The organism is Streptomyces sp. NPDC044984 (assembly GCF_040646935.1).
In the GTDB taxonomy this organism is placed as follows: domain Bacteria; phylum Actinomycetota; class Actinomycetes; order Streptomycetales; family Streptomycetaceae; genus Streptomyces.
This window is the reverse complement of the sequence record NZ_JBEZBE010000033.1, coordinates 65,984-89,611: the sequence shown is the minus strand read 5'-3', so window position 1 is coordinate 89,611 and position 23,628 is coordinate 65,984. Positions and strand designations below refer to the sequence as shown.

23 protein-coding genes and 1 pseudogene are annotated in these 23,628 nt (G+C 72.2%); 16 read left to right on the top strand and 8 right to left on the bottom strand.

What is annotated here, in order from left to right:
• Nucleotides 1-116: 116 nt before the first annotated feature.
• Complete coding sequence (locus AB0A94_RS30155; RefSeq protein WP_073931241.1) at nt 117-560, bottom strand: SRPBCC family protein; 444 nt, start codon at nt 558-560, stop codon at nt 117-119.
• A gap of 340 nt (nt 561-900) precedes the next feature.
• Between AB0A94_RS30155 and AB0A94_RS30150 the strand changes: the two genes are divergently transcribed.
• The 4 genes from AB0A94_RS30150 to AB0A94_RS30135 all read left to right on the top strand — a co-directional run bounded on the left by AB0A94_RS30150 (nt 901) and on the right by AB0A94_RS30135 (nt 2,411).
• Nucleotides 901-1,119: a hypothetical protein gene (locus AB0A94_RS30150; protein WP_361749101.1), complete on the top strand. Its 219-nt coding sequence runs from the start codon at nt 901-903 to the stop codon at nt 1,117-1,119.
• Nucleotides 1,120-1,279: 160 nt separating this feature from the next.
• A complete protein-coding gene (locus AB0A94_RS30145) occupies nt 1,280-1,432 on the top strand; it encodes a hypothetical protein (RefSeq protein ID WP_361749108.1) in 153 nt (50 codons plus the stop codon).
• 56 nt (nt 1,433-1,488) lie between these two features.
• Nucleotides 1,489-1,887: a RidA family protein gene (locus AB0A94_RS30140; protein WP_361749100.1), complete on the top strand. Its 399-nt coding sequence runs from the start codon at nt 1,489-1,491 to the stop codon at nt 1,885-1,887.
• A gap of 20 nt (nt 1,888-1,907) precedes the next feature.
• Nucleotides 1,908-2,411, top strand: a complete 504-nt coding sequence (locus AB0A94_RS30135) for a GNAT family N-acetyltransferase (RefSeq protein ID WP_361749107.1) — start codon at nt 1,908-1,910, stop codon at nt 2,409-2,411.
• A gap of 5 nt (nt 2,412-2,416) precedes the next feature.
• Here the strand turns inward: AB0A94_RS30135 and AB0A94_RS30130 are convergent, their stop codons facing one another.
• Nucleotides 2,417-2,992, bottom strand: a complete 576-nt coding sequence (locus AB0A94_RS30130) for an adenylosuccinate lyase (protein ID WP_361749099.1) — start codon at nt 2,990-2,992, stop codon at nt 2,417-2,419.
• 352 nt (nt 2,993-3,344) lie between these two features.
• Here AB0A94_RS30130 and AB0A94_RS30125 point away from each other — a divergent pair, with 352 nt between their 5' ends.
• The 9 genes from AB0A94_RS30125 (at nt 3,345) to pssA (ending at nt 14,340) form a co-directional block, all read left to right on the top strand.
• On the top strand, nt 3,345-5,150 hold the full coding sequence (locus AB0A94_RS30125; protein ID WP_361749098.1) for a 3-hydroxybutyryl-CoA dehydrogenase: 1,806 nt from the start codon (nt 3,345-3,347) through the stop codon (nt 5,148-5,150).
• 163 nt (nt 5,151-5,313) lie between these two features.
• Entirely contained in the window at nt 5,314-6,126 is an 813-nt protein-coding gene (locus AB0A94_RS30120) for a TetR family transcriptional regulator (RefSeq protein WP_361749097.1), read from the top strand.
• Between the two features lie 435 nt (nt 6,127-6,561).
• Nucleotides 6,562-7,899: a crotonyl-CoA carboxylase/reductase gene (gene ccrA, locus AB0A94_RS30115; protein WP_361749106.1), complete on the top strand. Its 1,338-nt coding sequence runs from the start codon at nt 6,562-6,564 to the stop codon at nt 7,897-7,899.
• A gap of 9 nt (nt 7,900-7,908) precedes the next feature.
• On the top strand, nt 7,909-9,936 hold the full coding sequence (locus AB0A94_RS30110; RefSeq protein ID WP_361749096.1) for a protein meaA: 2,028 nt from the start codon (nt 7,909-7,911) through the stop codon (nt 9,934-9,936).
• Entirely contained in the window at nt 9,933-10,949 is a 1,017-nt protein-coding gene (locus AB0A94_RS30105) for a CoA ester lyase (protein ID WP_361749095.1), read from the top strand. Before AB0A94_RS30110 ends, AB0A94_RS30105 begins: the two co-directional genes overlap by 4 nt.
• A gap of 5 nt (nt 10,950-10,954) precedes the next feature.
• The gene (locus AB0A94_RS30100; protein ID WP_361749094.1) at nt 10,955-11,467 is read left to right on the top strand and encodes a MaoC family dehydratase; all 513 of its coding nucleotides are present in this window, start codon (nt 10,955-10,957) and stop codon (nt 11,465-11,467) included.
• Nucleotides 11,467-12,672, top strand: coding sequence for an acyl-CoA dehydrogenase family protein (locus tag AB0A94_RS30095; RefSeq protein ID WP_361749093.1), 1,206 nt, complete (start codon nt 11,467-11,469; stop codon nt 12,670-12,672). The genes AB0A94_RS30100 and AB0A94_RS30095 overlap by 1 nt, the downstream gene beginning before the upstream one ends.
• 170 nt (nt 12,673-12,842) lie before the next feature.
• Entirely contained in the window at nt 12,843-13,499 is a 657-nt protein-coding gene (locus tag AB0A94_RS30090) for a phosphatidylserine decarboxylase (protein ID WP_217135827.1), read from the top strand.
• Nucleotides 13,500-13,521: 22 nt separating this feature from the next.
• Nucleotides 13,522-14,340, top strand: coding sequence for a CDP-diacylglycerol--serine O-phosphatidyltransferase (gene pssA, locus AB0A94_RS30085; protein WP_189559904.1), 819 nt, complete (start codon nt 13,522-13,524; stop codon nt 14,338-14,340).
• A 230-nt stretch (nt 14,341-14,570) separates the two neighbouring features.
• Here the strand turns inward: pssA and AB0A94_RS30080 are convergent, their stop codons facing one another.
• From AB0A94_RS30080 to AB0A94_RS30070, 3 genes and pseudogenes are all read right to left on the bottom strand, one after another.
• Nucleotides 14,571-14,984: a helix-turn-helix domain-containing protein gene (locus tag AB0A94_RS30080; protein WP_361749091.1), complete on the bottom strand. Its 414-nt coding sequence runs from the start codon at nt 14,982-14,984 to the stop codon at nt 14,571-14,573.
• A gap of 64 nt (nt 14,985-15,048) precedes the next feature.
• Nucleotides 15,049-15,663: pseudogene (locus AB0A94_RS30075) on the bottom strand (hypothetical protein); the annotation flags it as partial.
• 186 nt (nt 15,664-15,849) lie between these two features.
• Nucleotides 15,850-17,025 carry a glycerate kinase gene (locus AB0A94_RS30070; RefSeq protein WP_361749090.1) on the bottom strand — a complete coding sequence of 392 codons (1,176 nt, stop codon included), beginning with the start codon at nt 17,023-17,025 and terminating at the stop codon, nt 15,850-15,852.
• 137 nt (nt 17,026-17,162) lie between these two features.
• Here AB0A94_RS30070 and AB0A94_RS30065 point away from each other — a divergent pair, with 137 nt between their 5' ends.
• From AB0A94_RS30065 to AB0A94_RS30055, 3 genes are all read left to right on the top strand, one after another.
• Nucleotides 17,163-18,236 (top strand): ADP-ribosylglycohydrolase family protein, encoded by a 1,074-nt coding sequence (locus AB0A94_RS30065; protein ID WP_361749089.1) that lies wholly within the window; start codon nt 17,163-17,165, stop codon nt 18,234-18,236.
• Between the two features lie 126 nt (nt 18,237-18,362).
• Nucleotides 18,363-18,866 (top strand): NUDIX hydrolase, encoded by a 504-nt coding sequence (locus AB0A94_RS30060; protein ID WP_361749088.1) that lies wholly within the window; start codon nt 18,363-18,365, stop codon nt 18,864-18,866.
• Nucleotides 18,867-18,925: 59 nt separating this feature from the next.
• Nucleotides 18,926-19,651, top strand: a complete 726-nt coding sequence (locus AB0A94_RS30055) for a Sir2 family NAD-dependent protein deacetylase (protein ID WP_361749087.1) — start codon at nt 18,926-18,928, stop codon at nt 19,649-19,651.
• On the opposite strand, the gene AB0A94_RS30050 is transcribed toward AB0A94_RS30055, so the two are convergent.
• The 3 genes from AB0A94_RS30050 to AB0A94_RS30040 are packed head-to-tail and all read right to left on the bottom strand — an operon-like array spanning nt 19,648 to nt 23,610.
• Nucleotides 19,648-20,130, bottom strand: coding sequence for a methylated-DNA--[protein]-cysteine S-methyltransferase (locus AB0A94_RS30050; RefSeq protein ID WP_361749086.1), 483 nt, complete (start codon nt 20,128-20,130; stop codon nt 19,648-19,650). The genes AB0A94_RS30055 and AB0A94_RS30050 overlap by 4 nt on opposite strands.
• A 22-nt stretch (nt 20,131-20,152) precedes the next feature.
• Nucleotides 20,153-21,634, bottom strand: coding sequence for an AlkA N-terminal domain-containing protein (locus AB0A94_RS30045; protein ID WP_361749085.1), 1,482 nt, complete (start codon nt 21,632-21,634; stop codon nt 20,153-20,155).
• Nucleotides 21,635-21,690: 56 nt separating this feature from the next.
• A complete protein-coding gene (locus AB0A94_RS30040) occupies nt 21,691-23,610 on the bottom strand; it encodes a heavy metal translocating P-type ATPase (RefSeq protein ID WP_361749084.1) in 1,920 nt (639 codons plus the stop codon).
• Nucleotides 23,611-23,628: the final 18 nt, after the last annotated feature.

Genomic DNA, 23,628 nt, shown 5'->3' with positions numbered 1-23,628 from the left:
TGAAAGCGACAACTACGGGCAAGCGCGGCAAGTTACGGGACAGGGAAGGGACGCAACGAGATCACTCGAACCGGTGAGAAGCCAACTCCGCACCGTTTACGAGGGATTGCCACCCCTCACTTCTCGACCTCCGCGGCCAGCCTGGCCAGCAGGGCGTCGTAGATGCGGGCGAGCCCCTTGGGCGCGAAGGTCTTCTCGAAGAAGCCGCCGATGCCGCCCGCACCGTTCCACACGGTGGTCACGACGACCCGGGACCGGCCCTCGCCGGCCGGGGTGACCCGCCAGGTGGTGACCATGGAGGAGTTGCGGTCCTTCTCGACCAGTTCGCCGTCGGTGGGCTCGGTGACCTCCAGGAGGCAGTCGCGCACGCGCTTGCTGGTGGCCTGGAGCTTCCAGTGCACGAGGGTGCCCTCGCCGTCACCGCCCTCGCGGACCTCGTACTCGCTGTACTGCTCGGGCAGCACCTTCCCGCGGGTGCCGCTGTAGTCGGCGAGGGCGTCGAACACCGTTTCCGCGTCCGCCGCGACGATCCGCTCCGTAGTGGCCTCGACCTGCGCCATCGCTTACCTCCAGGGCATGGGTTCTCCGGGTCGGGGCAAAGCCAACCACCCCTGCGCCCGGCCGCCCAAATCGGGGGTTCGGATGTGATCGGGAGGGTGACCGAAGATGTCACTCGCACGATCAAGGGAACACTTGTTCTATTCTGTGCCGCAGCGACATCGCGGAGGCGTCATGCGCTGGGAGAAACTCTCACCGGGTTCCGGACACAGCCGGGCCGACACGACCGGGCCGACACCGCCCTGCCCGGCGCGGAGACGGTCACGGCCCGTACCTTCGGCACGCCCGGATCCCGCGGCGCGCGCCTTCCTCGACGACCCCATTCACGTGGAGTGGCTTCTCATGGTCAGCGCACCGCAGGCCGACAGGGTCTGGAAGAACATGACCGCGTCGATCATAGACCGGGATGATCACGGACAGCAGCCCGCCGTCCCCCGGGCGGGAGCGGCCGCGTACTGCGCGCTGCTCCAGGGCGGCGGCGCGGGCGCGGCGGACGGCGCTCCCGCCAAGCAGTGGCTGCTCCTGCGCAAGCGCACGACCGAGCGGCTGAAGGACCGGTGAACGTCCCCGATCAGCCAGGTGATCCCATGCGGACCGCATGGTCCGGTGCGGACCCTGCCCCCCTGGGTGGGGAAGCGTGAACGCGCACCGTCGAGCCGCTGACCGAGGGGTACGAGCGGGCGCCCGTCATGGCCTGGAACAACGCCTCGCACAACGCGCCGTGCGCGTTCCGGCCGACGGGACCGTGCCGCGCGGAGGCGGCGGTGAGGCCGACTCGGTGTGCGCCGCGCCGCCCGGCCCCGAGCCGCTGACGCCGGAGGAGGCACCGACGCACGGTTCGGCCGCGCACGGCCTGCTCGGCTTCCGTGGCTGAGCATCTGACCAGCCGTCGGGGACCGGGCTGTCGTACCCGTGGTCCATCATGAACGCATGAGCGACTTGACCCGCATCCCCGCCCCCGACGGTGTGGTCCCCGCCGCCCAGTACACCCACGTGGTGACGGGCACGGGCCGCTTCGTCGCCGTCTCCGGCCAGGTCGCCCTGGACGAGGACGGCGAAGTCGTCGGCGAGGGCGACGCCGGGGCCCAGGCCCGCCAGGTGTTCGAGAACCTGCGGCGCTGCCTGGCCGCCGCCGGGGCGACCTTCGACGACGTCGTGAAGCTCACCTTCTTCGTGACCGACATGGCGCACATGCCGGCCATCCGCGCGGCCCGCGCCGAGCACATACCGGACGACCGGCTGCCGGCCGCGTCCGCCGTGCAGGTCGCCGGGCTGGTCCGCCCGGAGTTCCTGATGGAGATCGAGGCCTTCGCCGTGGTGGGAGCGTGAGCGGGCTCGTACTGCGGTCCATGACCACCGACGACTGCGAGGGCGTCGCCGGGATCCGGATACGCGGGTGGCGGCACGCGTACCGGGGTCTCGTCCCGCAGTCGTATCTCGACGGTCTCGACATCGGGACCGACGCCGAGCGGCACCGCGCCCGTCTGGCCGACGGTGACGGCAGCGTGGTGAACCTGGTCGCCGAGACCGACGGGGGCGAGCTCGCCGGGTGGGCCGCGTTCGGCCCGTACCGGGACGGTGATGTGCGCACCGGGGACGCCGAGTTGTACGCCCTGTACCTGCCCCCCGAGCACATCGGCCGGGGCGTGGGCCGGACGCTGCTCGCCGAGGTGGTCCGCCGCTGCGCCGCCGCCGGTCACGAGCGCATGTACCTGTGGGTCCTCAAGGGCAACGCCCGCGCCCGCCGTTTCTACGAGCGGGCGGGGTTCGGCGCGGACGGGGCGGAGGAGCCCTTCGAGGTGGACGGGGTGGCGGTGCCCGAGGTGCGGTACGTGCGGGAGCTCACCGGCTGACACCCCTAGCGCGGCCGGGGGATCCGGGCCAGCGCGCGCACGGCCGCCTCGGCCAGTGCCGGGTGTGCGAGGGCTTCGTTGAGCACGGGCTCGGCGCGCGGGTCGCCGAGTTCGCCCAGCCCCTCCACGCAGGCCAGCGCGACCCGGCGGTACGGGTCGTGGGGGCGCAGCCGCCGCCGCAGCGTGGTGATCAGGGCCGGGACCGCCTCGGGGGCGCGCAGTTCGGTGAGCAGGCGGACCGGGTGCAGGGCGTAGGCGACGCGGAGTTCGTTGGTGGCGAGGGCGGCGGCGGCGCGTGCGGTGCGCGGGTCGCCGAGGCGGGCGAGGGCGTGGGCGGCGGAGGCACAGCGCGGCGGATCGCGGTGGTTGAGGAGGAGGACGAGTGCCTCGAAGGCCCTGCGGTCCCCCGCCAGCCCCAGCCGGAACGCGGCCAGTTCGCGGGCCCAGAGCGGTTGTCCGGGCGCGGTGAGGACACCGGCCAGGGTGTCGGGGTCGTCCGTGGCCAGGAGACGGTCGTACGCCGTCGATCCGCCCGACTCCGCCCGTAAGCGCTCCGTGAGCGATCGCAACTCTTCGTCCATGCCCCAGAGATTAGGGTGCGGGCGGGGTGCTCGGGACCCGCATCACAAAGCCGGGGGCTGGCGCGCTCGTTACCCGCGGGTTAAGCTCAGAAGAGCGAGTCACCCACTCGCGACCTTCCTCATGGCGGTCTGGTGACGCGGCCGCCCTGAGTCGCAGTCGGTTCGGTACCCCGTGTACCGCAGTACGGCTCGGCCCCGGGACAGGGCCGGTCGGATCGGCCGTCGTTCACCGACGGTACCGGGCGTGTGCGCTCGCAGCCCGGTCCACACCCGCATCCCGCACGCACCCGGTGCGCCCTTCGGCGCACCCGGGTGTGTTTCCCGTCGTCACCCTCATTCCTGGAGTCCCGCGATGGCCACTCCCCTCTCCGACACCCCTCTGTCCCCGCTCCGGACCGTCGCCGTGGTCGGCCTCGGCACGATGGGCACCGGCATCGCCGAGGTCCTGGCCCGCGCCGGCCGCGACGTCGTCGGCATCGACGTCAGCGAGGCGCAGGCCGCCCGGTGCGTCGCCGTCCTGGAGGCCTCGACCGCCCGCGCCGTGGAGCGCGGCAGGCTGACCGAGGAGCAGCGTGCGGACCTCCTCGCCCGTGTGACCACCTCCACCGACCTCGCGGCGGCGGCCGGCGCCGACCTGGTGATCGAGGTGGCGCCGGAGTCGTACGAGATCAAGCAGCAGATCCTCCGCGAACTCGACGGGATCGTGCGACCGGACACCGTTTTGGCGACCGGCACCAACGCCCTGTCCGTCACGCGTCTCGCCGCCGACTCGGCCCGCCCCGAGCGGGTGCTGGGCATGCACTTCTTCAACCCGGCGCCGGCGATGAGGCTGGTCGAGGTCGTCTCCTGCGTGCTGACCGCCCCCGCGGCCGTCACCGCGGTCACCGACCTCGCGCTGGACCTGGGCAAGGAGCCCGTGGCGGTCGGCGACCGGCCCGGATTCGTCGCCGACGGGCTGCTGTTCGGCTACCTCAACCAGGCCGCCGCGATGTACGAGGCGAACTACGCCTCCCGGGAGGACATCGACGCCGCGATGCGGCTGGGCTGCGGTCTGCCCATGGGTCCGCTGGCGCTGCTCGACCTGATCGGCGTCGACACGGCGCGCACGGTGCTGGAGGCCATGTACGCCGAGTCCCGTGACCGGCTGCACGCCCCGGCCCCGGTCCTCAAGCAGCTCAGCGAGGCGGGCCTGACGGGCCGCAAGGCGGGGCGCGGCTTCTACACGTACGAGGCGCCGGGCAGCGGGACGGTCGTGCGGGACGCCCTGACCCCGCTGGAGGGCGGTTCCCTCACCGCCGGCCGTCCGGTGCGTTCGGTGGGTGTCGCGGGCTCCGGCACCATGGCCTCCGGCATCGCCGAGGTCTTCGCGAAGGCCGGCTACGAGGTGGTCCTGGCCGCCCGCAGCGAGGAGAAGGCGCAGGGGGCCAGGGCCCGGATCGGGAAGTCCCTGGCGCGCTCCGTCGACAAGGGCCGGATGACCGCCGAGGCCGCCGCCCAGGCCCTGGAGCGGGTGCGTCCGACGGGCACGTACGACGACTTCGCCGACGTCGATCTCGCGGTGGAGGCGGTCGCCGAGGACCTGGAGGTCAAGCGGCAGCTGTTCGCGGCGCTGGACAAGGTCTGCAAGCCGGGCGCGGTCCTCGCCACCACCACGTCCTCGCTCCCGGTCGTCGCCTGCGCCCGCGCCACCTCGCGCCCGCAGGACGTGATCGGCATGCACTTCTTCAACCCCGCGCCGGCGATGAAGCTGGTCGAGGTGGTGCGTACGGTGCTGACGGCCGACGACGTCCACGCCACCGTGCGCGAGGTCTGCGGGAAGATCCGCAAGCACGCCGTGGACTGCGGCGACCGGGCCGGCTTCATCGTGAACGCGCTGCTGTTCCCGTACCTCAACAACGCGATCAAGATGGTGCAGGAGCACTACGCCTCGCTCGACGACATCGACGCCGCGATGAAGCTGGGCGGCGGCTACCCGATGGGGCCGTTCGAACTCCTCGACGTCGTCGGCCTCGATGTCTCGCTCGCCATCGAGAAGGTGCTGCACCGCGAGTTCCGCGACCCGGGTCTCGCGCCGGCGCCGCTGCTGGAGCACCTGGTGGCCGCGGGCTGCCTCGGCCGCAAGACCGGCCGGGGCTTCCGCGAATATGCCAAGCGCTGAGCGGCGTCCCGGCGACCGGTTCGAGGGCGGCGCGGGGTGGGGCGGACTGCTCGGCCCCGGCCGGTTTCCGCCATCGGCCCCCGCCGCCCCTCCCCCGCCCGCCGAGGGCGGGGGAGCCCCCGGTCACGCGCGCCGAGCTGCGCACATGCAGTACGTTCGGGGCATGTCCCAGCCCGCCAAGTCCGCACGTCCACCAGCCACGACCGAGCCGCCGGAAAGCGCCGCAGGCTCCCGTGCCGCCGCCCAGCGGCTCAAAATGCGCCGGGAACTGGCGGCCGCCGCGATGGAGCTGTTCGCGACCAAGGGGTACGAGGCCACCACCGTCGACGAGATCGCGGCCGCCGCCGGGGTCGCCCGCCGCACCTTCTTCCGCCACTTCCGTTCCAAGGAGGAGGCGATCTTCCCCGACCACGACGACACCCTGGTCCGCGCCGAGGCGGTGCTCAACGCCGCCCCCGCGCACGAGCATCCGCTCGACACGGTGTGCCGCGGCATCAAGGAGGTCATGAGGATGTACGCGGCGCGGCCGGAGATCTCGGTCGCCCGCTACAAGCTGACGCGCGAGGTGCCCACCCTGCGCGAGGCGGAGATCGCGTCGGTGGCCCGCTACGAGCGCCTCTTCACCCGTTATCTGCTCGGCCACTTCGACGAGCACGCGCACGACGACGACGCCAACGACGACCCGCTGCTGGCGGAGGTCGCCGCCTCCGCCGTGGTCACCGCGCACAACCACGTGCTGCGGCGCTGGCTGCGGGCCGACGGCCAGGGCGATGTCGAGGCCCAGCTGGACCACGCCTTCGCGATCGTCCGCAAGACCTTCGGCAGCGGGATCATGGCGGGCCGGCGCACCGCGCCGCCGAAGCCGGCCGCGGCCTCGGCGTCCGCGCACGGTGAGGTCCTGGTGACGGTCGCCCACGTGGACGCCCCGCTGGACGAGGTGATGCGGACCATCGAGCAGGCACTCAAGGAGCGTTGAACAACCCCGCCGAGGAGGACTGACCAGCCCCGCCGAGGAGCGCTGACCAGCCCGCTCACCGCTGTGACGACGGCCACCCCACCGGGTGGCCGTTTTGCCATGTCAGGGGCGCTTTTCGCACCCGTTTCCGGGCCGGTTCGATCGATCATCGCTCATCTGATGGGTAAAGATTTCACCTGAGCCAACTTCCTGGCACCCAGTGCCTTGCCGGATGACACGGCGTGCCATACGTTGAAGAGGTCCGGGCGAGTCCCGGCGGGCCCCTCGCCCGCACGTCCGGACGCCTGCGTCACAGGCAACCTCCCGCGCACACCCAGCGCCGCCGAAGCACCACCGCCGAACCGACGGCACCCCTTCCCACCCTCAGCAGCACACCGACGTAACCCCCAGCGCCCCTCCCTCAGGGCGCTCATCGCCGGAGGCAACACCGTGACCATGAAGGACATCCTGGCCGCGATCCAGTCGCCCGACTCCACGTCGGAGGACTTCGCCGCCCTGCCGCTCCCCGAGTCGTACCGCGCGATCACCGTGCACAAGGACGAGACGGAGATGTTCGCGGGCCTCGAGACCCGCGACAAGGACCCCCGCAAGTCGATCCACCTCGACGACGTGCCGCTGCCCGAACTGGGCCCGGGCGAGGCCCTGGTGGCCGTCATGGCCTCCTCGGTCAACTACAACTCGGTGTGGACCTCGATCTTCGAGCCGCTGTCGACGTTCGGCTTCCTGGAGCGCTACGGCCGCACCAGCGAGCTGGCCAAGCGCCACGACCTGCCTTACCACGTCATCGGCTCCGACCTCGCGGGCGTCGTGCTGCGCACCGGCCCCGGCGTCAACTCCTGGAAGCCCGGCGACGAGGTCGTCGCCCACTGCCTCTCCGTCGAGCTGGAGTCGTCCGACGGCCACAACGACACGATGCTCGACCCCGAGCAGCGCATCTGGGGCTTCGAGACCAACTTCGGCGGCTTGGCGGAGATCGCGCTGGTCAAGTCCAACCAGCTGATGCCGAAGCCGGACCACCTCAGCTGGGAGGAGGCCGCGGCCCCGGGCCTGGTCAACTCCACCGCGTACCGACAGCTGGTGTCCCGCAACGGCGCCGGCATGAAGCAGGGCGACAACGTGCTCATCTGGGGCGCGAGCGGCGGACTCGGCTCGTACGCCACCCAGTTCGCGCTGGCCGGCGGTGCCAACCCGGTCTGCGTCGTCTCCAGCGAGCAGAAGGCGGACATCTGCCGGTCGATGGGCGCGGAGGCGATCATCGACCGCAGCGCCGAGGGCTACCGGTTCTGGAAGGACGAGAACACCCAGGACCCCAAGGAGTGGAAGCGCTTCGGCAAGCGCATCCGCGAACTCACCGGCGGCGAGGACATCGACATCGTCTTCGAGCACCCCGGCCGCGAGACCTTCGGCGCCTCGGTCTACGTCACCCGCAAGGGCGGCACCATCACCACCTGCGCCTCGACCTCGGGCTACATGCACCAGTACGACAACCGCTACCTGTGGATGTCGCTGAAGCGCATCATCGGCTCGCACTTCGCCAACTACCGCGAGGCCTGGGAGGCCAACCGGCTGATCGCGAAGGGAAAGATCCACCCGACGCTGTCGAAGGTGTACCCCCTGGAGGACACCGGCCAGGCCGCCCACGACGTGCACCGCAACGCGCACCAGGGCAAGGTCGGCGTGCTGTGCCTGGCACCCGAGGAGGGCCTGGGCGTGCGCGACCACGCCAAGCGCGCGCAGCACATCGACGCCATCAACCGCTTCCGGAACGTCTGAGGACCGGGGATGACAGAGCGTCAGAAGGACCGTCCGTGGCTCATGCGGACGTACGCCGGTCACTCGACCGCCGAGGCGTCCAACGAGCTGTACCGGCGCAACCTCGCCAAGGGCCAGACGGGTCTGTCGGTCGCCTTCGACCTGCCGACGCAGACCGGCTACGACTCCGACCACGTCCTCGCCCGCGGCGAGGTCGGCCGGGTCGGGGTGCCGGTCGCGCACCTCGGTGACATGCGCCGGCTGTTCCAGGACATCCCCCTGGAGCGGATGAACACCTCGATGACGATCAACGCCACCGCCATGTGGCTGCTGGCGCTCTACCAGGTCGTCGCCGAGGAGCAGGGCGCGGACATCACCAGGCTCCAGGGGACGACCCAGAACGACATCGTGAAGGAGTACCTGTCCCGGGGGACCCACGTCTTCCCGCCGGGGCCGTCGCTCCGCCTCACGACGGACATGATCGCGTACACGGTCTCCCACCTCCCGAAGTGGAACCCGATCAACATCTGCAGCTACCACCTGCAGGAGGCCGGGGCCACTCCGGTGCAGGAGATCGCGTACGCGATGTCCACCGCGATCGCCGTGCTCGACGCGGTGCGCGACAGCGGCCAGGTGCCGCAGGAGCGCATGGGCGACGTGGTCGGCCGCATCTCCTTCTTCGTGAACGCGGGCGTCCGGTTCATCGAGGAGATGTGCAAGATGCGCGCCTTCGGCCGCATCTGGGACCGGGTCACCCGCGAGCGGTACGGCATCGAGGACCCCAGGCACCGCCGCTTCCGCTACGGCGTCCAGGTCAACTCCCTGGGGCTGACGGAGGCCCAGCCCGAGAACAACGTCCAGCGGATCGTCCTGGAGATGCTGGCCGTCACCCTCTCCAAGGACGCCCGCGCGCGTGCCGTGCAGCTGCCGGCCTGGAACGAGGCGCTGGGCCTGCCCCGCCCCTGGGACCAGCAGTGGTCGCTGCGCATCCAGCAGGTGCTGGCGTACGAGAGCGACCTGCTGGAGTACGACGACGTCTTCGAGGGCTCGAAGGTGATCGAGGCGAAGGTGGAGCAGCTGGTCGCGGACTCGCTCGCGGAGATGGGGCGGATCGAGGAGATGGGCGGCGCGATGGCCGCCGTCGAGTCCGGCTACCTCAAGTCCCGGCTGGTCTCCTCGCACGCCGAGCGCCGGGCCCGGATCGAGTCCGGCGAGGAGAAGATCATCGGTGTCAACGCCTTCGAGGGCACCGAGCCCAGCCCGCTGACCGCCGACCTGGACACCGCGATCCAGACGGTCGACCCGGCGGTGGAGGCCCGTGTCGTCGCCTCGCTGCGAAACTGGCGCGACACGCGCTACCAGCCCCCGTTCAACCATCCGCGCCCCTGCAAGGCGCTGGAGAAGCTGAAGGAGGCCGCGCGCGGCACCGACAACCTCATGGAGGCCACCCTGGAGTGCGCCCGCGCCGGCGTGACGACCGGCGAGTGGGCCGGGGCGCTGCGCGAGGTGTTCGGCGAGTACCGGGCACCGACCGGTGTCTCCTCCGCCCCGGTGGCGGTGGCCGCCGAGGAGGGCTCGGCCCTGTCGGAGGTGCGCCGCAGGGTGGACCTGACGGCCAAGGACCTGGGCGTGGGCAAGCTGCGCTTCCTGGTCGGCAAGCCGGGCCTGGACGGCCACTCCAACGGCGCCGAGCAGATCGCCGTGCGGGCCCGCGACGCCGGGTTCGAGGTGGTCTACCAGGGCATCCGGCTCACCCCGGAGCAGATCGTGGACGCCGCCCTCGCGGAGGACGTGCACGCGGTGGGCCTGTCCATCCTCTCCGGCTCGCACGCCCAGCTGGTGCCGGACGTGCTCGAACGGCTCCGTGTGGCCGGTGCCACAGATATACCGGTGATCGCCGGTGGCATCATCCCGAACGGGGATGCCGAACAGCTGCGGGCAGCCGGAGTGGCCGCGGTCTTCACCCCGAAGGACTTCGACATCACCGGGATCATCGGCCGCATCGTCGACGAGATCCGCCACGCGAACAAGCTCGACCCCCTGGAGGTCCCCGCATGACCGCCCACCCGTCGCCCGCCACCACCCTTCCAACGGGCGGCTCCGCCGCGCACCTTTCTTTTAACCGCCTTCGCCCCCGGCGTTCCTGCCTGGCGGTACCGGGCTCGAACCCGCGCTTCCTGGAGAAGGCCCAGGGCCTCCCCGCCGACCAGGTCTTCCTGGACCTCGAGGACGCGTGCGCGCCGCTCGCCAAGCCCGAGGCGCGGCACACCATCGTGAAGTTCCTCAACGAGGGCGACTGGACCGGCAAGACCCGCGTCGTGCGCGTCAACGACTGGACGACCGAATGGACGTACCGCGACGTCGTGACGGTCGTCGAGGGCGCCGGCCAGAACCTGGACTGCATCATGCTGCCGAAGGTCCAGGACGCCCAGCAGATCGTCGCGCTGGACCTGCTGCTGACCCAGATCGAGAAGACGATGGGCTTCGAGGTCGGCCGGATCGGCATCGAGGCGCAGATCGAGAACGCCCGCGGCCTGAACAACGTCAACGAGATCGCGCAGGCCTCCCCGCGCGTCGAGACCATCATCTTCGGCCCGGCCGACTTCATGGCGTCCATCAACATGAAGTCCCTGGTCGTGGGCGAGCAGCCGCCCGGCTACCCGGCGGACGCCTACCACTACATCCTGATGAAGATCCTGATGGCCGCCCGCGCCAACGACCTCCAGGCGATCGACGGCCCCTACCTGCAGATCCGCAACGTGGACGGCTACCGCGAGGTCGCCCGGCGCGCCGCCGCCCTCGGCTTCGACGGCAAGTGGGTGCTGCACCCGGGCCAGGTCGAGGCGTCCAACGAGATCTTCTCGCCGTCGCAGGAGGACTACGACCACGCCGAGCTGATCCTGGACGCGTACGACTACTACACGTCCGAGGCGGGCGGCAAGAAGGGCTCGGCGATGCTCGGCGACGAGATGATCGACGAGGCCAGCCGGAAGATGGCGCTCGTCATCTCGGGCAAGGGACGCGCCGCCGGCATGCGGCGCACGTCGAAGTTCGAGATCCCGGAGGGCTGAGCACCATGCAGTTCGGACGCACCTACGAGGAGTTCGAGGTCGGGGCGACGTACAAGCACTGGCCGGGCAAGACGGTCACCGAGTACGACGACCACCTGTTCTGCCTCCTCACCATGAACCACCACCCGCTGCACATGGACAGCAATTACGCCGAGAGGACGACGGACTTCGGCAAGAACGTGGTGGTCGGGAACTACGTCTACTCCCTGCTGCTCGGCATGTCGGTGCCCGACGTCTCCGGCAAGGCGATCGCCAACCTGGAGATCGAGTCGCTGAAGCACGTGGCCCCGACCTTCCACGGCGACACGATCTACGGCCAGACGACCGTGCTCGACAAGTGGCCGTCGAAGTCGAAGGACGACCGCGGCATCGTCCACGTCGAGACCAAGGGGTACAAGCAGGACGGCACGCTGGTCTGCGTGTTCCGCCGCAAGGTGATGGTGCCGACGGAGACGTACATCAAGGAGCGCGGCGGCGAGCAGCCCGGCCGCCCGGAGCTGAAGCAGCAGGAGAAGTGATGGCGCGCCTCGCCCGGACCGCCGGTCTGACCGACGTCCAGCAGGAGATCCTGACCACCGTCCGCGACTTCGTGGACAAGGAGATCATCCCGGTCGCCACCGAGCTGGAGCACCGCGACGAGTATCCGCAGCAGATCGTCGACGGTCTGAAGGAACTCGGCCTGTTCGGCCTGATGATCCCCGAGGAGTACGGGGGCCTGGGCGAGTCGCTCCTCACCTACGCGCTGTGCGTGGAGGAGATCGCCCGCGGCTGGATGTCGGTCTCCGGCATCATCAACACGCACTTCATCGTGGCGTACATGCTCAAGCAGCACGGCACGCAGGAGCAGAAGGACCACTTCCTGCCGAGGATGGCGGCCGGCGACGTCCGCGGCGCCTTCTCGATGTCGGAGCCGGGTCTGGGCTCCGACGTGTCGGCGATCACGTCGAAGGCGGTGAAGGACGGCGACTCGTACGTCCTGAACGGCCAGAAGATGTGGCTGACGAACGGCGGAACGTCCTCGCTGGTCGCCGTTCTGGTGCGGAGTGACGAGGGTCACCCGGAGGGCACGGCGCCGCACAAGTCGATGACCACCTTCCTGGTGGAGAAGGAGCCCGGCTTCGGCGAGGTCCGCCCCGGCCTCACCATCCCCGGCAAGATCGACAAGATGGGCTACAAGGGGGTCGACACGACCGAGCTCATCATGGACGACCTGCGCGTTTCCGCTGATCGGGTGCTTGGCGGGACCACCGGCCGAGGTTTTTACCAAATGATGGACGGGGTCGAGGTAGGCCGTGTCAATGTGGCGGCGCGTGGCTGCGGCGTCGCTCAGCGTGCCTTCGAGCTCGGCGTCCGGTACGCCCAGCAGCGTCACACTTTCGGCAAGCCGATCGCCCAGCACCAGGCCGTCCAGTTCAAGCTGGCGGAGATGGCTACCAAGGTGGAGGCCGCGCATGCGATGATGGTGAACGCGGCACGCAAAAAGGACTCCGGGGAACGAAACGACCTTGAAGCAGGGATGGCGAAGTACCTCGCCTCCGAGTACTGCAAGGAGGTCGTGGAGGACGCCTTCCGGATCCACGGCGGCTACGGCTTCTCCAAGGAGTACGAGATCGAGCGCCTCTACCGGGAGGCGCCGATGCTGCTGATCGGTGAAGGCACCGCCGAGATCCAGAAAATGATCATCGGCCGCCGACTGCTCGAAGAGTATCGATTCCAGGGCTAGATGTCCGGATACGGGGTGTTTTCTTGGAGAAGGTGATCACACCCCGTACGCACTCTTCGGCCGCCGACTCGGCTGACTGGCTTACCCAGTTACGGCCCGGAGCCGCTACGATCGCCGGAAAGCCGCCGTCCCCCGCAAGTGCGCGGCATCATCCGCTACGAAGGTCATCCATGCCCCACAGCCAAACCTCTGCACACCGCGACAGCCTCGCCGGCGTACGCCTCGCGCGCGGAGCATCGCCGTGGCTTCTGCCGACCGTCGCCACCGCAGCCGTCAGCCTTCTGCGCGCCCGCCGCTCGGGTGCCGCCAAGGCCGTCGCCGTCCCCGCCACCGCGCTGGCGGCGGGGATGCTGTGGTTCTTCCGCGACCCCGAGCGCGAGATCGCCCAGGGCCGGGTCATCTCGCCCGCCGACGGTGTGGTGCAGAGCATCATGCCGTGGAAGGACGGACGCACCCGCGTCGCGATCTTCATGAGCCCGCTCAACGTCCACGTGAACCGGGCCCCGCTGGCCGGCACGGTGACGTCGGTCGAGCACATCCCCGGTGGCTTCGTTCCCGCCTTCAACAAGGAGAGCGAGAACAACGAGCGCGTCGTGTGGCACTTCGACACCGAGCTCGGCGACATCGAGATGATCCAGATCGCCGGTGCGGTGGCCCGCCGCATCGTCCCCTACGTGCCCCGGGGCACCAAGGTCGAGCAGGGCGAGCGCATCGGCCTGATCCGCTTCGGCTCCCGCGTCGACATCTACCTGCCGGAGGGCGTGGAGGTGGCCGTCGAGGTCGGTCAGAAGACCGTGGCTGGGGTGACTCGCATTGACCGTGGTTGATCCCGAGACACAGGCCGGCTGGGTGCCGGAGGCCGACGAGGCGGACGACGAGGAGGAGATGCCCCTCTCGCTCCGCCTGTCGATAGCGGACACCCTCACCCTGGGCAACGCCACCTGCGGCTTCATGGCGGTGTACTTCACCACCACCGGCATCCTGATCCCGCACCTCCAGGGCAGCCAGGAGACCGGCATGGCCCGCCACAGCGCGGCCACCGCCGTCATCCTGATGCTGTGCGCGGCGGTCTTCGACCTGTTCGACGGCCTGGTGGCGCGCAAGCTGCGCTCCTCGCCGATGGGCGCGGAGCTGGACAACCTGTCCGACCTGATCAGCTTCGGCCTGGCGCCGGCGTACTTCGTCCTGGTCTACGGCATGGTCGCGGACGACGCGCACCAGAGAGTGGCCGCGGTCGGGGCGATCGTGGTGCTGCTGGCGGTGGTGCTGAGGCTGGCGAGATTCTCCTGCGTCACGGTGAAGGACGGCACCTTCCAGGGCATGCCGTCGCCGTTCGGCGCGCTGACCGTCGTCTCGATCGTGCTGCTTGAGCTGCCGTTCGTGGCGACGCTGCTGGCGATCCTGGGCACGGCGTGGCTGATGGTGAGCCGGGTGGAGTACCCGAAGCCGCGGGGCCGCCTCGCGGTGGCGATGCTCTCCTGGATCGTGCTGTCGATGGGCCTGCTGGCGGCGTGGGCGTTCGACGCGCCGAGCGGTCAGCTGCTGCTCCAGACGGGCTGTGCGCTGCAGCTGGTGATGGGCGCGGTGATCCCGCTGTTCGCCACGGCGCGGCGGGTGAACAACTTCCGTGACAACCGCCGTGAGGCGCGTGCGGCACAGCTGCCGTAGCCGAAGGCGAACACCCCGGAGGGCCCGGACCGACTCGGTCCGGGCCCTCCGCGTGTCTCCGCCGCCCGTCACCGGACAGGGGTCAGGAACACTTCGGCAGCCACGAGTGCCTGACGTTGGTCCGGTCGCCGTCGATGTGCCCGGTCAGCCCGTCGAAGTCGAACTTCACCCGGTACCACCACTGTCCGTCCGCGCCCCAGCGCTTGCAGCTCGCCAGGAAGGACTCGCCCTCAGCGGCCTTCCGCGTTCAGGCGGCGGAACTCGAGCGGCGAGAGCCCGTACTCCCTGCGGAAGGCCCGGCTGAAATCGGAAGGACGGGTGAAGCCCCAGCGGGCGGCGACGGCGCGTACCGGCCGCTCGGCGAGGCGGGGGTCGGCCAGATCACGGCGGCAGCGGTCCAGACGCCGGTTCCTGATCCAGGTCGCCACGCCCGCCCCCTGCTCCTCGAAGAGACGCTGCAGGTAGCGCAGGGAGACGTGGTGCGCGGCCGCGACGGAGGCCGGCGTCAGGTCCACGTCGGCCAGGTGCCGGTCGACGTAGGCGTGGACGCGCACCAGCAGGGTGTCCCCGCGGCGGGCCGCCGGGCCGGCCGACGCATCGCCGAGTCCGCGGACGAGGAGCGCGGTGAACAGGTCGAGGACCACCCCGCCGAGCCGGGCGGTCTCGGCGGCGGTGATATCCCGCCACGGCCGGGTCCGGCCGGCCGCGGGTCAGGTCCCCGACGAACCGGCGCAGCAGGCGGGCCATGGGGTCGTCCCCCGGCAGCCGGGAACCGACCAGTGCGCGCGCCTCCTTCTCCGGGACCGGCACCAGGTTCCTGGGAATCTGGATGACGAGCGCGCGGAAGCGGCCGGCGTCGGGCACGTGCGCGGTGAAGGGCCGCGAGGAGTCGTACAGGAGCAGGTCCCCCGGCCCCCAGGCACACGTCGCGCATGTCGTCGGCGTACCTCTGTGCACCGCCCCGGATGAGGGCGCGCTGGTAGCGCTCGGGGTCGGCGGCGCGGATGAGCGGCGGGGTACGGCGTGCCCGCAGGGAACCGTAGGTCGGATCGGCGAGCTGCACCGGGCCCAGGTCGGCGGCGCGCAGCTCCGCCCGGAAGCCCTCCGGCCGGATCGCGCACCCGACCCGGTCCAGCACCGTGGGCACCAGCGCCCGGTCGCACAGGTCCTGCCAGGCGTCGAAGCGCTCCTCGACCGCGACCCGTTCCCCGTCGAACACCGTGTGCAGCGCAGGTCTCCCCCGTCCCTGGGTGCCGTTCTCGGACACGACGCACGACGACCGGTCGGTGCCGACGGTAGGAGCCCGGGGCAACGATCCGGCATACCGGGGGTGAACAACGGGAGCGCCGCGGGGCCCGGCGCACCGCACCCGCGGGGCCCGGCCGACGGCACGGCGGCACGGCGGCCGTGACACGGGCGTACGGCGCGGAGACCGCCGCCGTCGCGGACGTCTCCGGGAGTGCGGCGGCGAAGGGACCCGCCGCACTCCCCTCGGTCCGGGAAGACGCGTCAGTTCAGGAAGTCGCGCGCGATCCGCTCCGCCGTGCGCTCCAGGAGCGGCCCGGCATCCGCGACGCACTTCGCCACGTCCGGCTCGAGGTCGGTCAGCGCGTACGCCCGCCGGATCCCCGCCCGCCCCAGCTCCTCCGGCGGCAGCGCCAGCCGCCCGCACACCGCGACGACCTCCTTGCCGGCGGCCCGCGCCGCCGCGGCGACACCCGCCGGGGCCTTGCCGTGCAGGGTCTGCCGGTCGAGCGACCCCTCGCCGGTGATCACCAGATCCGCCCGCTCCAGCGCCGGCGCGAAGCCGAGCACCTCCAGCATGACCTCGATCCCGGGGCGGAAACCGGCTCCGAGCAGCAGCGCCCCGTACCCGATGCCGCCCGCGGCGCCCGCACCCGGCGAGAGCGCGTACTCGGCGGCCCGCGCGCCCACGGTCTCCTCCAGCACCTTCGCGAAGTGCGCCAGGGCCGCGTCCAGGGCCTCCACGTCCTCCGGCGAGGCGCCCTTCTGCGGGCCGTAGACCGCCGGGGCGCCCTTCGGCCCGGTCAGCGGGTTGTCGACATCGCTCGCGAGCACCAGCTCGACCTCGCCGAGGCGGGGGTCCAGCCCCGACAGGTCCGCCGACGCCAGCTCGGCCAGCCCTCCGCCCCCCGGCGCCACCGGCTCACCGTCCGCCGTCACGAACCGCGCGCCCAGCGCCGAGAGCATGCCCGCGCCGCCGTCGGTGGTGGCGCTGCCGCCCACTCCGAACACGATCGTGCGCGCCCCCGCGTCCAGCGCGGCCCGCAGCAGCTCCCCGGAGCCGTACGTCGACGCCGTGAGCGGGGCGAACACCCCGGCCGGCAGCCGCTGCAGCCCGCTCGCCTCCGCCATCTCCACGACGGCCGTGTCACCGCGCAGCGCGTACGCGGCGGTCACCTCGTCCCCGAGGGGACCGGCGACCCGTACCTCCCGGCGCTCGAACCCGGCCGCGACCGCCGCGGCCACGGTGCCGTCGCCGCCGTCGGCCACCGGCAGCGCCTCGGCCTCCAGGTCCGGTACGACCCGGCGCAGTCCGGCGGTCACCCGCTCGGCGACCTCGACGGCCGTCAGCGACCCCTTGAACTTGTCCGCGGCGACGAGCACCCGCCGTGCCGACCGCGTCGTACGAGTGCCGCTCCCTGCAGCGTCCGCCACTTGCATTCCCCTCGTTCTCCGGGCCTCGCGCATGTCAAGGCCAGTCGCGCCGCTGTGACCATAACCGGCGGACACGGTGGCCGCCATGCCCTGCCCAGCCCGTGGAACGGCCCGGAATCGGGTAGACCGGTGCCATGACCGCCATGAGCGCTGTGGACACGGAGCCGGGACTCGCCGACCGCATCCTCGGAGGCTGGCTGGGCCGGATCGCGGGCAACATGCTCGGCAAACCGGTGGAGCAGGGCGAGGTGTGGACGCGCGAACGCATCGACCGCTACCTGCGGCGGACGGACGCCCTCCCCCTCACCGACTACCTCCCCGAGCCGCTGAGCGAGAGCGAGGGCCTCGACCTGCGCCCCGAGTGGCGCTCCTGCGTCCGCGGCCGCATCCACGGCAGCTGCCGGGACGACGACGTCGACTACGCGATCCTCGGCCTGGACCTGCTGGAGACCCACGGCTTCGCCTTCACCACCGAGCAGGTCGGCGACCTGTGGCTGCTGCGGCTGCCGTACCTGCAGACCTTCACGGCGGAGCGGGCCGCCTACCGCAACCTCGCGAACGGCCTCAGGCCGCCGCTGACCGCCACGTACGACAACCCGTACCAGGAGTGGATCGGCGCCCTGATCCGCGCGGACGTCCACGGCTGGACCTCTCCGGGCGCCCCGCGCCGCGCCGCCGCGCTGGCCCGCAAGGACGCGGTGCTGTCCCACACCGGCAACGGCGTGTACGGCGCGATGTGGGCGGCGGCGCTGATCTCGGCGGCGTTCACGGCACCCACCGTGCGACACGCGGTGGACGAGGCGCTGACGGTGATCCCGGCGAGCAGCCGCCTCGCCCGCACCGTGCGCCGGGTGGCGTCCCTGCACGAGGCCGGGCTGGCCTGGGAGGACACGCTCACCACGCTCACGGAGGAGACGGCGGGCCTCGGCTGGATCCACACGGTCCCGAACGCGGCCGTCCTCACCGCCGGCCTGCTGTACGGCGACGGCGACTTCACCCGGACCATCGCCCTGACCGTGCGCGGCGGCCTGGACACCGACTCCAACGGGGCGACGGCGGGCTCGGTGGCGGGCGTCCTGCGCGGCGCGACCGCCATCCCGGCCCACTGGAAGGACCCGCTCCAGGACACGGTGCGCAGCGCCGTCTTCGGCTTCGACGGGGTGCAGATCAGCGAGCTGGCGGAGCGGACGCTGCGGCTGGCGCGGGCCGGGACCTGACCCGCCCGTGCCCCGGGGCGCGCGCCGCTGCGTGCCGGTCACGGGACGGCGTGTGCCGCCGTGCGCCCCGGCCGGGACGCCCGCCGGCGCCGGACGCGGGCCCTGCGCCGCCGTACCCTTCCCTCCATGACCACCACTCAGCCCGTCCAGGACTTCGCCGCCTACGTCGCCTCCCTCCCCCGTGTCCTCGCCGGCGCCGCCGCTCTCTTCCGGGACGAGGAGGGGCGGGTGCTGCTCGTCGAGCCGAACTACCGGGAGGGGTGGGCGCTGCCCGGCGGGACGGTCGAGTCGGACGAGGGGGAGAGCCCGCGCGAGGGGGCGCGGCGGGAGACGGCCGAGGAGATCGGGCTGGACCGGGAGCTGGGCCGGCTGCTGGCGGTGGACTGGGTGCGCGGGCCGGGGCGGCCGCCGCTGGTGGCGTACCTGTACGACGGCGGCGTGCTCGGCGCGGACGACCTCGCGGCGATCCGGCTGCAGGAGTCGGAGCTGCTGTCCTGGCGGCTGGTGCCGCGCGAGGAGCTGACCGAGTACCTCCACGGCTCCCTGGGGCGCCGGGTGCTGGCCGCGCTGGACGTCCTCGCCGACGGTTCGGGCACCGTGGAGCTGGAGGACGGGCACCGGGTGGGCTGAGCCGGCGCGGGGCGATATCCGCTCGCCGGACCGGCGCCCCGCGGCCTACCCTCGGCCGCATGAGCAAGCCCCTCGTCGCCCTCCTCACCGGTGCCGGTGTCAGCACGGACTCCGGCATCCCGGACTACCGCGGCCCGGGCGGACTGTGGCGCCGCGATCCCGAGGCCGAGAAGCTGGTGACGTACGCGTACTACATGGGCGATCCGGAGATCCGCCGCCGTTCCTGGCGGATGCGGCGGGAGAACTTCGCACTCGCCGTCGAGCCGAACGCCGCGCACCGCGCCGTGGCCGAGCTGGAGCGCTCGGGCGTGCCGGTGCGGGTGCTCACGCAGAACGTCGACGGGCTGCACCAGCTCGGCGGGATGCCGGACCGCAAGGTGCTCGAACTCCACGGCACCGTACGGAAGGTGGTGTGCACCGGGTGCCGTGCGCGGGGTCCGATGGAGGACGCCCTCGCCCGCGTCGAGGCCGGTGAGGACGATCCGCCGTGTCTGGAGTGCGGCGGCGTCCTCAAGCCGGCGACGGTGATGTTCGGCGAGCACCTCGATCCCGTGGTGCTGGGCGAGGCGGCGGCGATCAGCAAGGCGTGCACCGTGTTCATCGCCGCGGGCACCAGCCTCCAGGTCCATCCCGCCGCCGGACTCGTGGAGGTGGCCGCCGGCCACGGCGCCCGGCTGGTCGTCGTCAACGCGGAGCCGACTCCGTACGACGATCTCGCCGACGAGGTGATCCGCGAGCCGATCGGCACCTCGCTGCCCGGGCTGCTGCGCCGGATCGCCGCCTAGAACAAGGCGGTTCCGCGTTCGAAGTCCAGCAGGCGCTGTTTGCGCTCCAGGCCGCCGCCGTAGCCGGTGAGGCCGCCGCTCGCGCCGATGACGCGGTGGCAGGGCACGATGATGCCGACCGGGTTGCGGCCGTTGGCGAGACCGACCGCGCGGGAGGCCTTGGAGTTGCCGAGGGTGTCCGCGAGTTGGCCGTAGGTGCGGGTCTCGCCGTAGGGGATGCGCGCCAGCTGCTCCCAGACCCGGCGCTGGAACGGGGTTCCGTGCAGGCGGAGTTCGAGGGTGAACTCCTTCAACTCGCCTGCGAAGTAAGCCGAGAGTTGCTCCCGCACCTCGGCGAAGGGGGTGTCGTCGGGGGCTCCGAAGGTCTCCTCCGGCGGGCGGTGGCGCTGGTCGGTCATGTAGAGGCCGCACAGGACGCCGTCGTCGGCGACGAGCGTCAGCGGGCCGTAGGGGCTGTCGGTCACGGTGTGCTGCTTCATCGGCTGGAAGTCCCTCGTTCCCTTACACCGGCAGGAAGTTGATGGGGTGGTTGTCCGTCGCCCACAGGTACTGGACCGCGTACGCCCGCCAGGGCCGCCAGGCCGCCGCGCGTGCGGTGAGGGCGGCCGGGGTGGAGGGCAGGCCCAGTTCGCGGGCGGCGCGGCGGATGCCGAGGTCGGTGGGGAGGAAGGCGTCGGGGTCGCCGAGGGCGCGCATGGCGATGACGTCGGCCGTCCAGGGTCCGAAGCCCGGGAGGGCGAGGAGTTCGGCCCGGGTCTCCGGCCAGTCGCTGTCGGCGCCCAGGTGGAGGTCGCCGTCGGCGAGCCGGCGGACGAGGGTGGTGAACGTGGTGCGGCGGGTGCGGGGCAGGGCGAGGGTCTCGGGGTCGAGCTCCGCCAGTGCCCCGGGGGACGGGAAGAGGTGGGTGAGGCCGCCCTCGGGGTCGTCCACGGGTGTGCCGTGCGCGGTGACCAGGCGGGCCGCGTGGGTGCGGGCGGCGGCCGTGGAGACCTGCTGGCCGAGGACGGCCCGGACGGCGAACTCGGCCGCGTCGACCGTGCGCGGCACGCGGCGGCCGGGTGCCTTGTCGACGAGGGGCGCGAGGACGGGGTCCGCGCGCAGCTGCTCGTCGACGGCGACCGGGTCGGCGTCGAGGTCGAGCAGGCGGCGGCAGCGGCTGATGGCGACGGTGAGGTCGCGGGGGTCGCCGAGGGTGAGGCGGCAGGCGATGTGGTCGGGGTGCGGGGTGAGCGCCACGACGCCGTGCCCGTACGGCAGGCGCAGGGTGCGCCGGTAGGCGCCGTCCCGCCACTCCTCCACGCCGGGTACGGCGGTCGCGGCGAGGTGGCCGAAGAGGTTGTCGGGGTTGAGCGGGGCGCGGAACGGCAGGCGCAGGGAGAGCACTCCGGGGGTGGTGCGGGGGGTGTTCTTCGGTGCCCGGGTGCGCAGTTCGCCCGGGGCGAGCGCGTAGACCTCGCGGACGGTGTCGTTGAAGGTGCGGACGGAGGAGAAGCCGGCCGCGAAGGCGATCTGCGCCATCGGCAGGTCCGTGGTCTCGATGAGCAGCCGCGCGGTCTGGGCGCGCTGGGCGCGGGCGAGCGCGAGGGGGCCCGCGCCCAGCTCGGCGAGCAGCTGGCGTTCGACCTGCCGGGTGCTGTAGCCGAGCCGGGCGGCGAGCCCGGGCACGCCCTCGCGGTCGACGACGCCGTCGGCGATCAGCCGCATGGCGCGGGCCACCGCGTCGGCCCGCTGGTTCCACTCCGGTGAGCCGGGGCTGGTGTCGGGCCGGCAGCGTTTGCAGGCCCGGAACCCCGCCTGCTGGCAGGCGGCCGCGCTCGGGTGGAAGACCATGTTCTCGGCCTTGGGCGGAACCACCGGGCAGCTGGGCCGGCAGTAGATGCCGGTGGTCAGGACGGCGGTGAAGAACCAGCCGTCGAACCGCGCGTCCTTCGACCGCACGGCGCGCACGCAGCGCTCGGTGTCGGTGTGCATCCCCTTCTGCATGCCTCAAGGATCGGGCACGGCCGGCCCCCGGGTCTGGCAGGAATCCGACGTCGACGTCACGTGTCCTGCGGCTGCCCGGATCGCCAGGCCGACTCGCGGAGCAGCCGCAGCCCGTTCAGGCCGACCAGCACGGTGGAGCCCTCGTGTCCTGCGACGCCGAGCGGCAGGGGAAGGTGGCCGATGAGGTCCCACAGGACGAGGACGGTGATGGCCGTGCCCGCGATGACGAGGTTCTGCACCACGAGCCGGCGGGCGGTGCGGGAGAGCCGCACGACCGCGGGGACGGCCGCGAGTTCGTCCCGTACGACGACCGCGTCCGCCGTCTCCAGGGCCAGGTCGGATCCCGCGCGACCCATGGCGACGCCGGCGTGGGCGGTGGCGAGGGCGGGCGCGTCGTTGACGCCGTCGCCGACGAAGAGCACCTTGCGGCCGGCCGTCTGGAGGTCCCGTACGGCGTTCACCTTGTCCTCGGGGAGGAGTCCCGCACGGATGTCCGTGAGGCCGGTCGCGGTGGCGACGCGGGCGGCGGCGTGGGGGTTGTCGCCGGTCAGGAGGGTGGGGGCGGTGCCGGTGAGGGCCGTCAGGGCGGAGGTGGCGGCCGGGGCGTCGGGGCGGAGGCGGTCGGTGAGGGCGAGGGTGCCGACGGGGGTGCCGTCGCGGGTGACGCGGACGACGGTCTCGCCGTGCTCCGCCTGTGCCGGGTCGGCGCGTCCGACGGTCACCACGGCCCCGTCCACCGTGGCGGTGATGCCGTGGCCGGGTGCGGCGGTGAAGTCCGTGGCGGGGGCGAGGGGCAGGCCGCGGGCGTGGGCGGCGGTCACCACGGCGCGGGCCAGCGGGTGCTCGCTGGGGTGCTCGGCCGAGGCGGCCAGGGCGAGCAGGTCGTTCTCGTCCAGGCCGGAGCCGGGCAGCGGGCGCACGGCGGTGACCTCGGGGGTGCCCTCGGTGAGGGTGCCGGTCTTGTCGAGGGCGGACGCGTCGATCTCGCCGAGGCGTTCCATGGCGACCGCCGACTTGACCAGGACGCCGTGGCGGCCGGCGTTGGCGATGGCGGAGAGCAGGGGCGGCATGGTGGCGAGGACGATCGCGCACGGCGAGGCGACGATCATGAAGGTCATCGCCCTCAGCAGGGCGTCGGTGAGGTTCTCGCCGAAGGCGAGCGGGACGCCGAACACCGCGAGGGTGGCGGCGACCACACCGACCGCGTACCGCTGCTCGATCTTCTCGATGAAGAGCTGGGTCGGCGCCTTGGTGCGGGAGGCCTCCTCGACCAGGGCGACGATGCGCGCGATCACCGAGTCCTTCGGGTCGCGGCCGACCCGGACGCGCAGGGCGCCGGTGCCGTTGAGCGTGCCGGCGAAGACGTCGTCGCCGGGGCGCTTGACGACCGGCAGGGACTCGCCGGTGATGGTGGCCTGGTCGGCCTCGCTGACGCCGTCGAGGACGGTGCCGTCGGCGCCGATGCGCTCGCCGGGGCGGACGAGCAGGACGTCGCCGACGGCGAGTTCGGCGGTGGGCACGGTCTCCTCGCCGCTCCCGGTCACCCGGGTCGCCGTGGTGGGCGCGAGGTCGAGCAGGCCGCGCACGGAGTCGGCGGTGCGGGCGGTGGCCAGGGCCTCGAGGGCACCGGAGGTGGCGAAGATGACGATGAGCAGGGCGCCGTCGAGGACCTGTCCGATCGCTGCGGCGCCCAGCGCGGCGACGATCATCAGCAGGTCGACGTCGAGGGTCTTCTCGCGCAGGGCGCGCAGTCCTTCGAGGGCCGGTTCCCAGCCGCCGCACACATAGGCGACGGCGTACAGGATCCCGCCGGTCCAGCCGGGCGCACCGCCGAGATCGGCGGCGAGCCCGGCCAGGAAGGCGACGAGTGAGGCGAGCGCCCACCGGGCTTCCGGGAGGGCGAGGACACGGGTGCGGCGGCGCGGCGCCGGGGCGCCGACGGACGACCGGGGCGCGGGAGCGAGAGTCACGGACACCCGGCCACCATACAGGAA

Coding starts and splice junctions, on each gene's coding strand:
- AB0A94_RS30045 (WP_361749085.1), bottom strand. CDS start 21,634: ATGCAGAAGGGGATGCACACCGACACCGAGCGCTGCGTGCGCGCCGTG.
- AB0A94_RS30135 (WP_361749107.1), top strand. CDS start 1,908: ATGACCACCGACGACTGCGAGGGCGTCGCCGGGATCCGGATACGCGGG.
- AB0A94_RS30155 (WP_073931241.1), bottom strand. CDS start 560: ATGGCGCAGGTCGAGGCCACTACGGAGCGGATCGTCGCGGCGGACGCG.
- AB0A94_RS30130 (WP_361749099.1), bottom strand. CDS start 2,992: ATGGACGAAGAGTTGCGATCGCTCACGGAGCGCTTACGGGCGGAGTCG.
- AB0A94_RS30140 (WP_361749100.1), top strand. CDS start 1,489: ATGAGCGACTTGACCCGCATCCCCGCCCCCGACGGTGTGGTCCCCGCC.
- AB0A94_RS30070 (WP_361749090.1), bottom strand. CDS start 17,025: ATGCAAGTGGCGGACGCTGCAGGGAGCGGCACTCGTACGACGCGGTCG.
- AB0A94_RS30125 (WP_361749098.1), top strand. CDS start 3,345: ATGGCCACTCCCCTCTCCGACACCCCTCTGTCCCCGCTCCGGACCGTC.
- AB0A94_RS30100 (WP_361749094.1), top strand. CDS start 10,955: ATGCAGTTCGGACGCACCTACGAGGAGTTCGAGGTCGGGGCGACGTAC.
- AB0A94_RS30120 (WP_361749097.1), top strand. CDS start 5,314: ATGTCCCAGCCCGCCAAGTCCGCACGTCCACCAGCCACGACCGAGCCG.
- AB0A94_RS30060 (WP_361749088.1), top strand. CDS start 18,363: ATGACCACCACTCAGCCCGTCCAGGACTTCGCCGCCTACGTCGCCTCC.
- AB0A94_RS30105 (WP_361749095.1), top strand. CDS start 9,933: ATGACCGCCCACCCGTCGCCCGCCACCACCCTTCCAACGGGCGGCTCC.
- ccrA (WP_361749106.1), top strand. CDS start 6,562: ATGAAGGACATCCTGGCCGCGATCCAGTCGCCCGACTCCACGTCGGAG.
- AB0A94_RS30150 (WP_361749101.1), top strand. CDS start 901: ATGGTCAGCGCACCGCAGGCCGACAGGGTCTGGAAGAACATGACCGCG.
- AB0A94_RS30090 (WP_217135827.1), top strand. CDS start 12,843: ATGCCCCACAGCCAAACCTCTGCACACCGCGACAGCCTCGCCGGCGTA.
- AB0A94_RS30065 (WP_361749089.1), top strand. CDS start 17,163: ATGAGCGCTGTGGACACGGAGCCGGGACTCGCCGACCGCATCCTCGGA.
- AB0A94_RS30110 (WP_361749096.1), top strand. CDS start 7,909: ATGACAGAGCGTCAGAAGGACCGTCCGTGGCTCATGCGGACGTACGCC.
- AB0A94_RS30055 (WP_361749087.1), top strand. CDS start 18,926: ATGAGCAAGCCCCTCGTCGCCCTCCTCACCGGTGCCGGTGTCAGCACG.
- AB0A94_RS30095 (WP_361749093.1), top strand. CDS start 11,467: ATGGCGCGCCTCGCCCGGACCGCCGGTCTGACCGACGTCCAGCAGGAG.
- AB0A94_RS30050 (WP_361749086.1), bottom strand. CDS start 20,130: ATGAAGCAGCACACCGTGACCGACAGCCCCTACGGCCCGCTGACGCTC.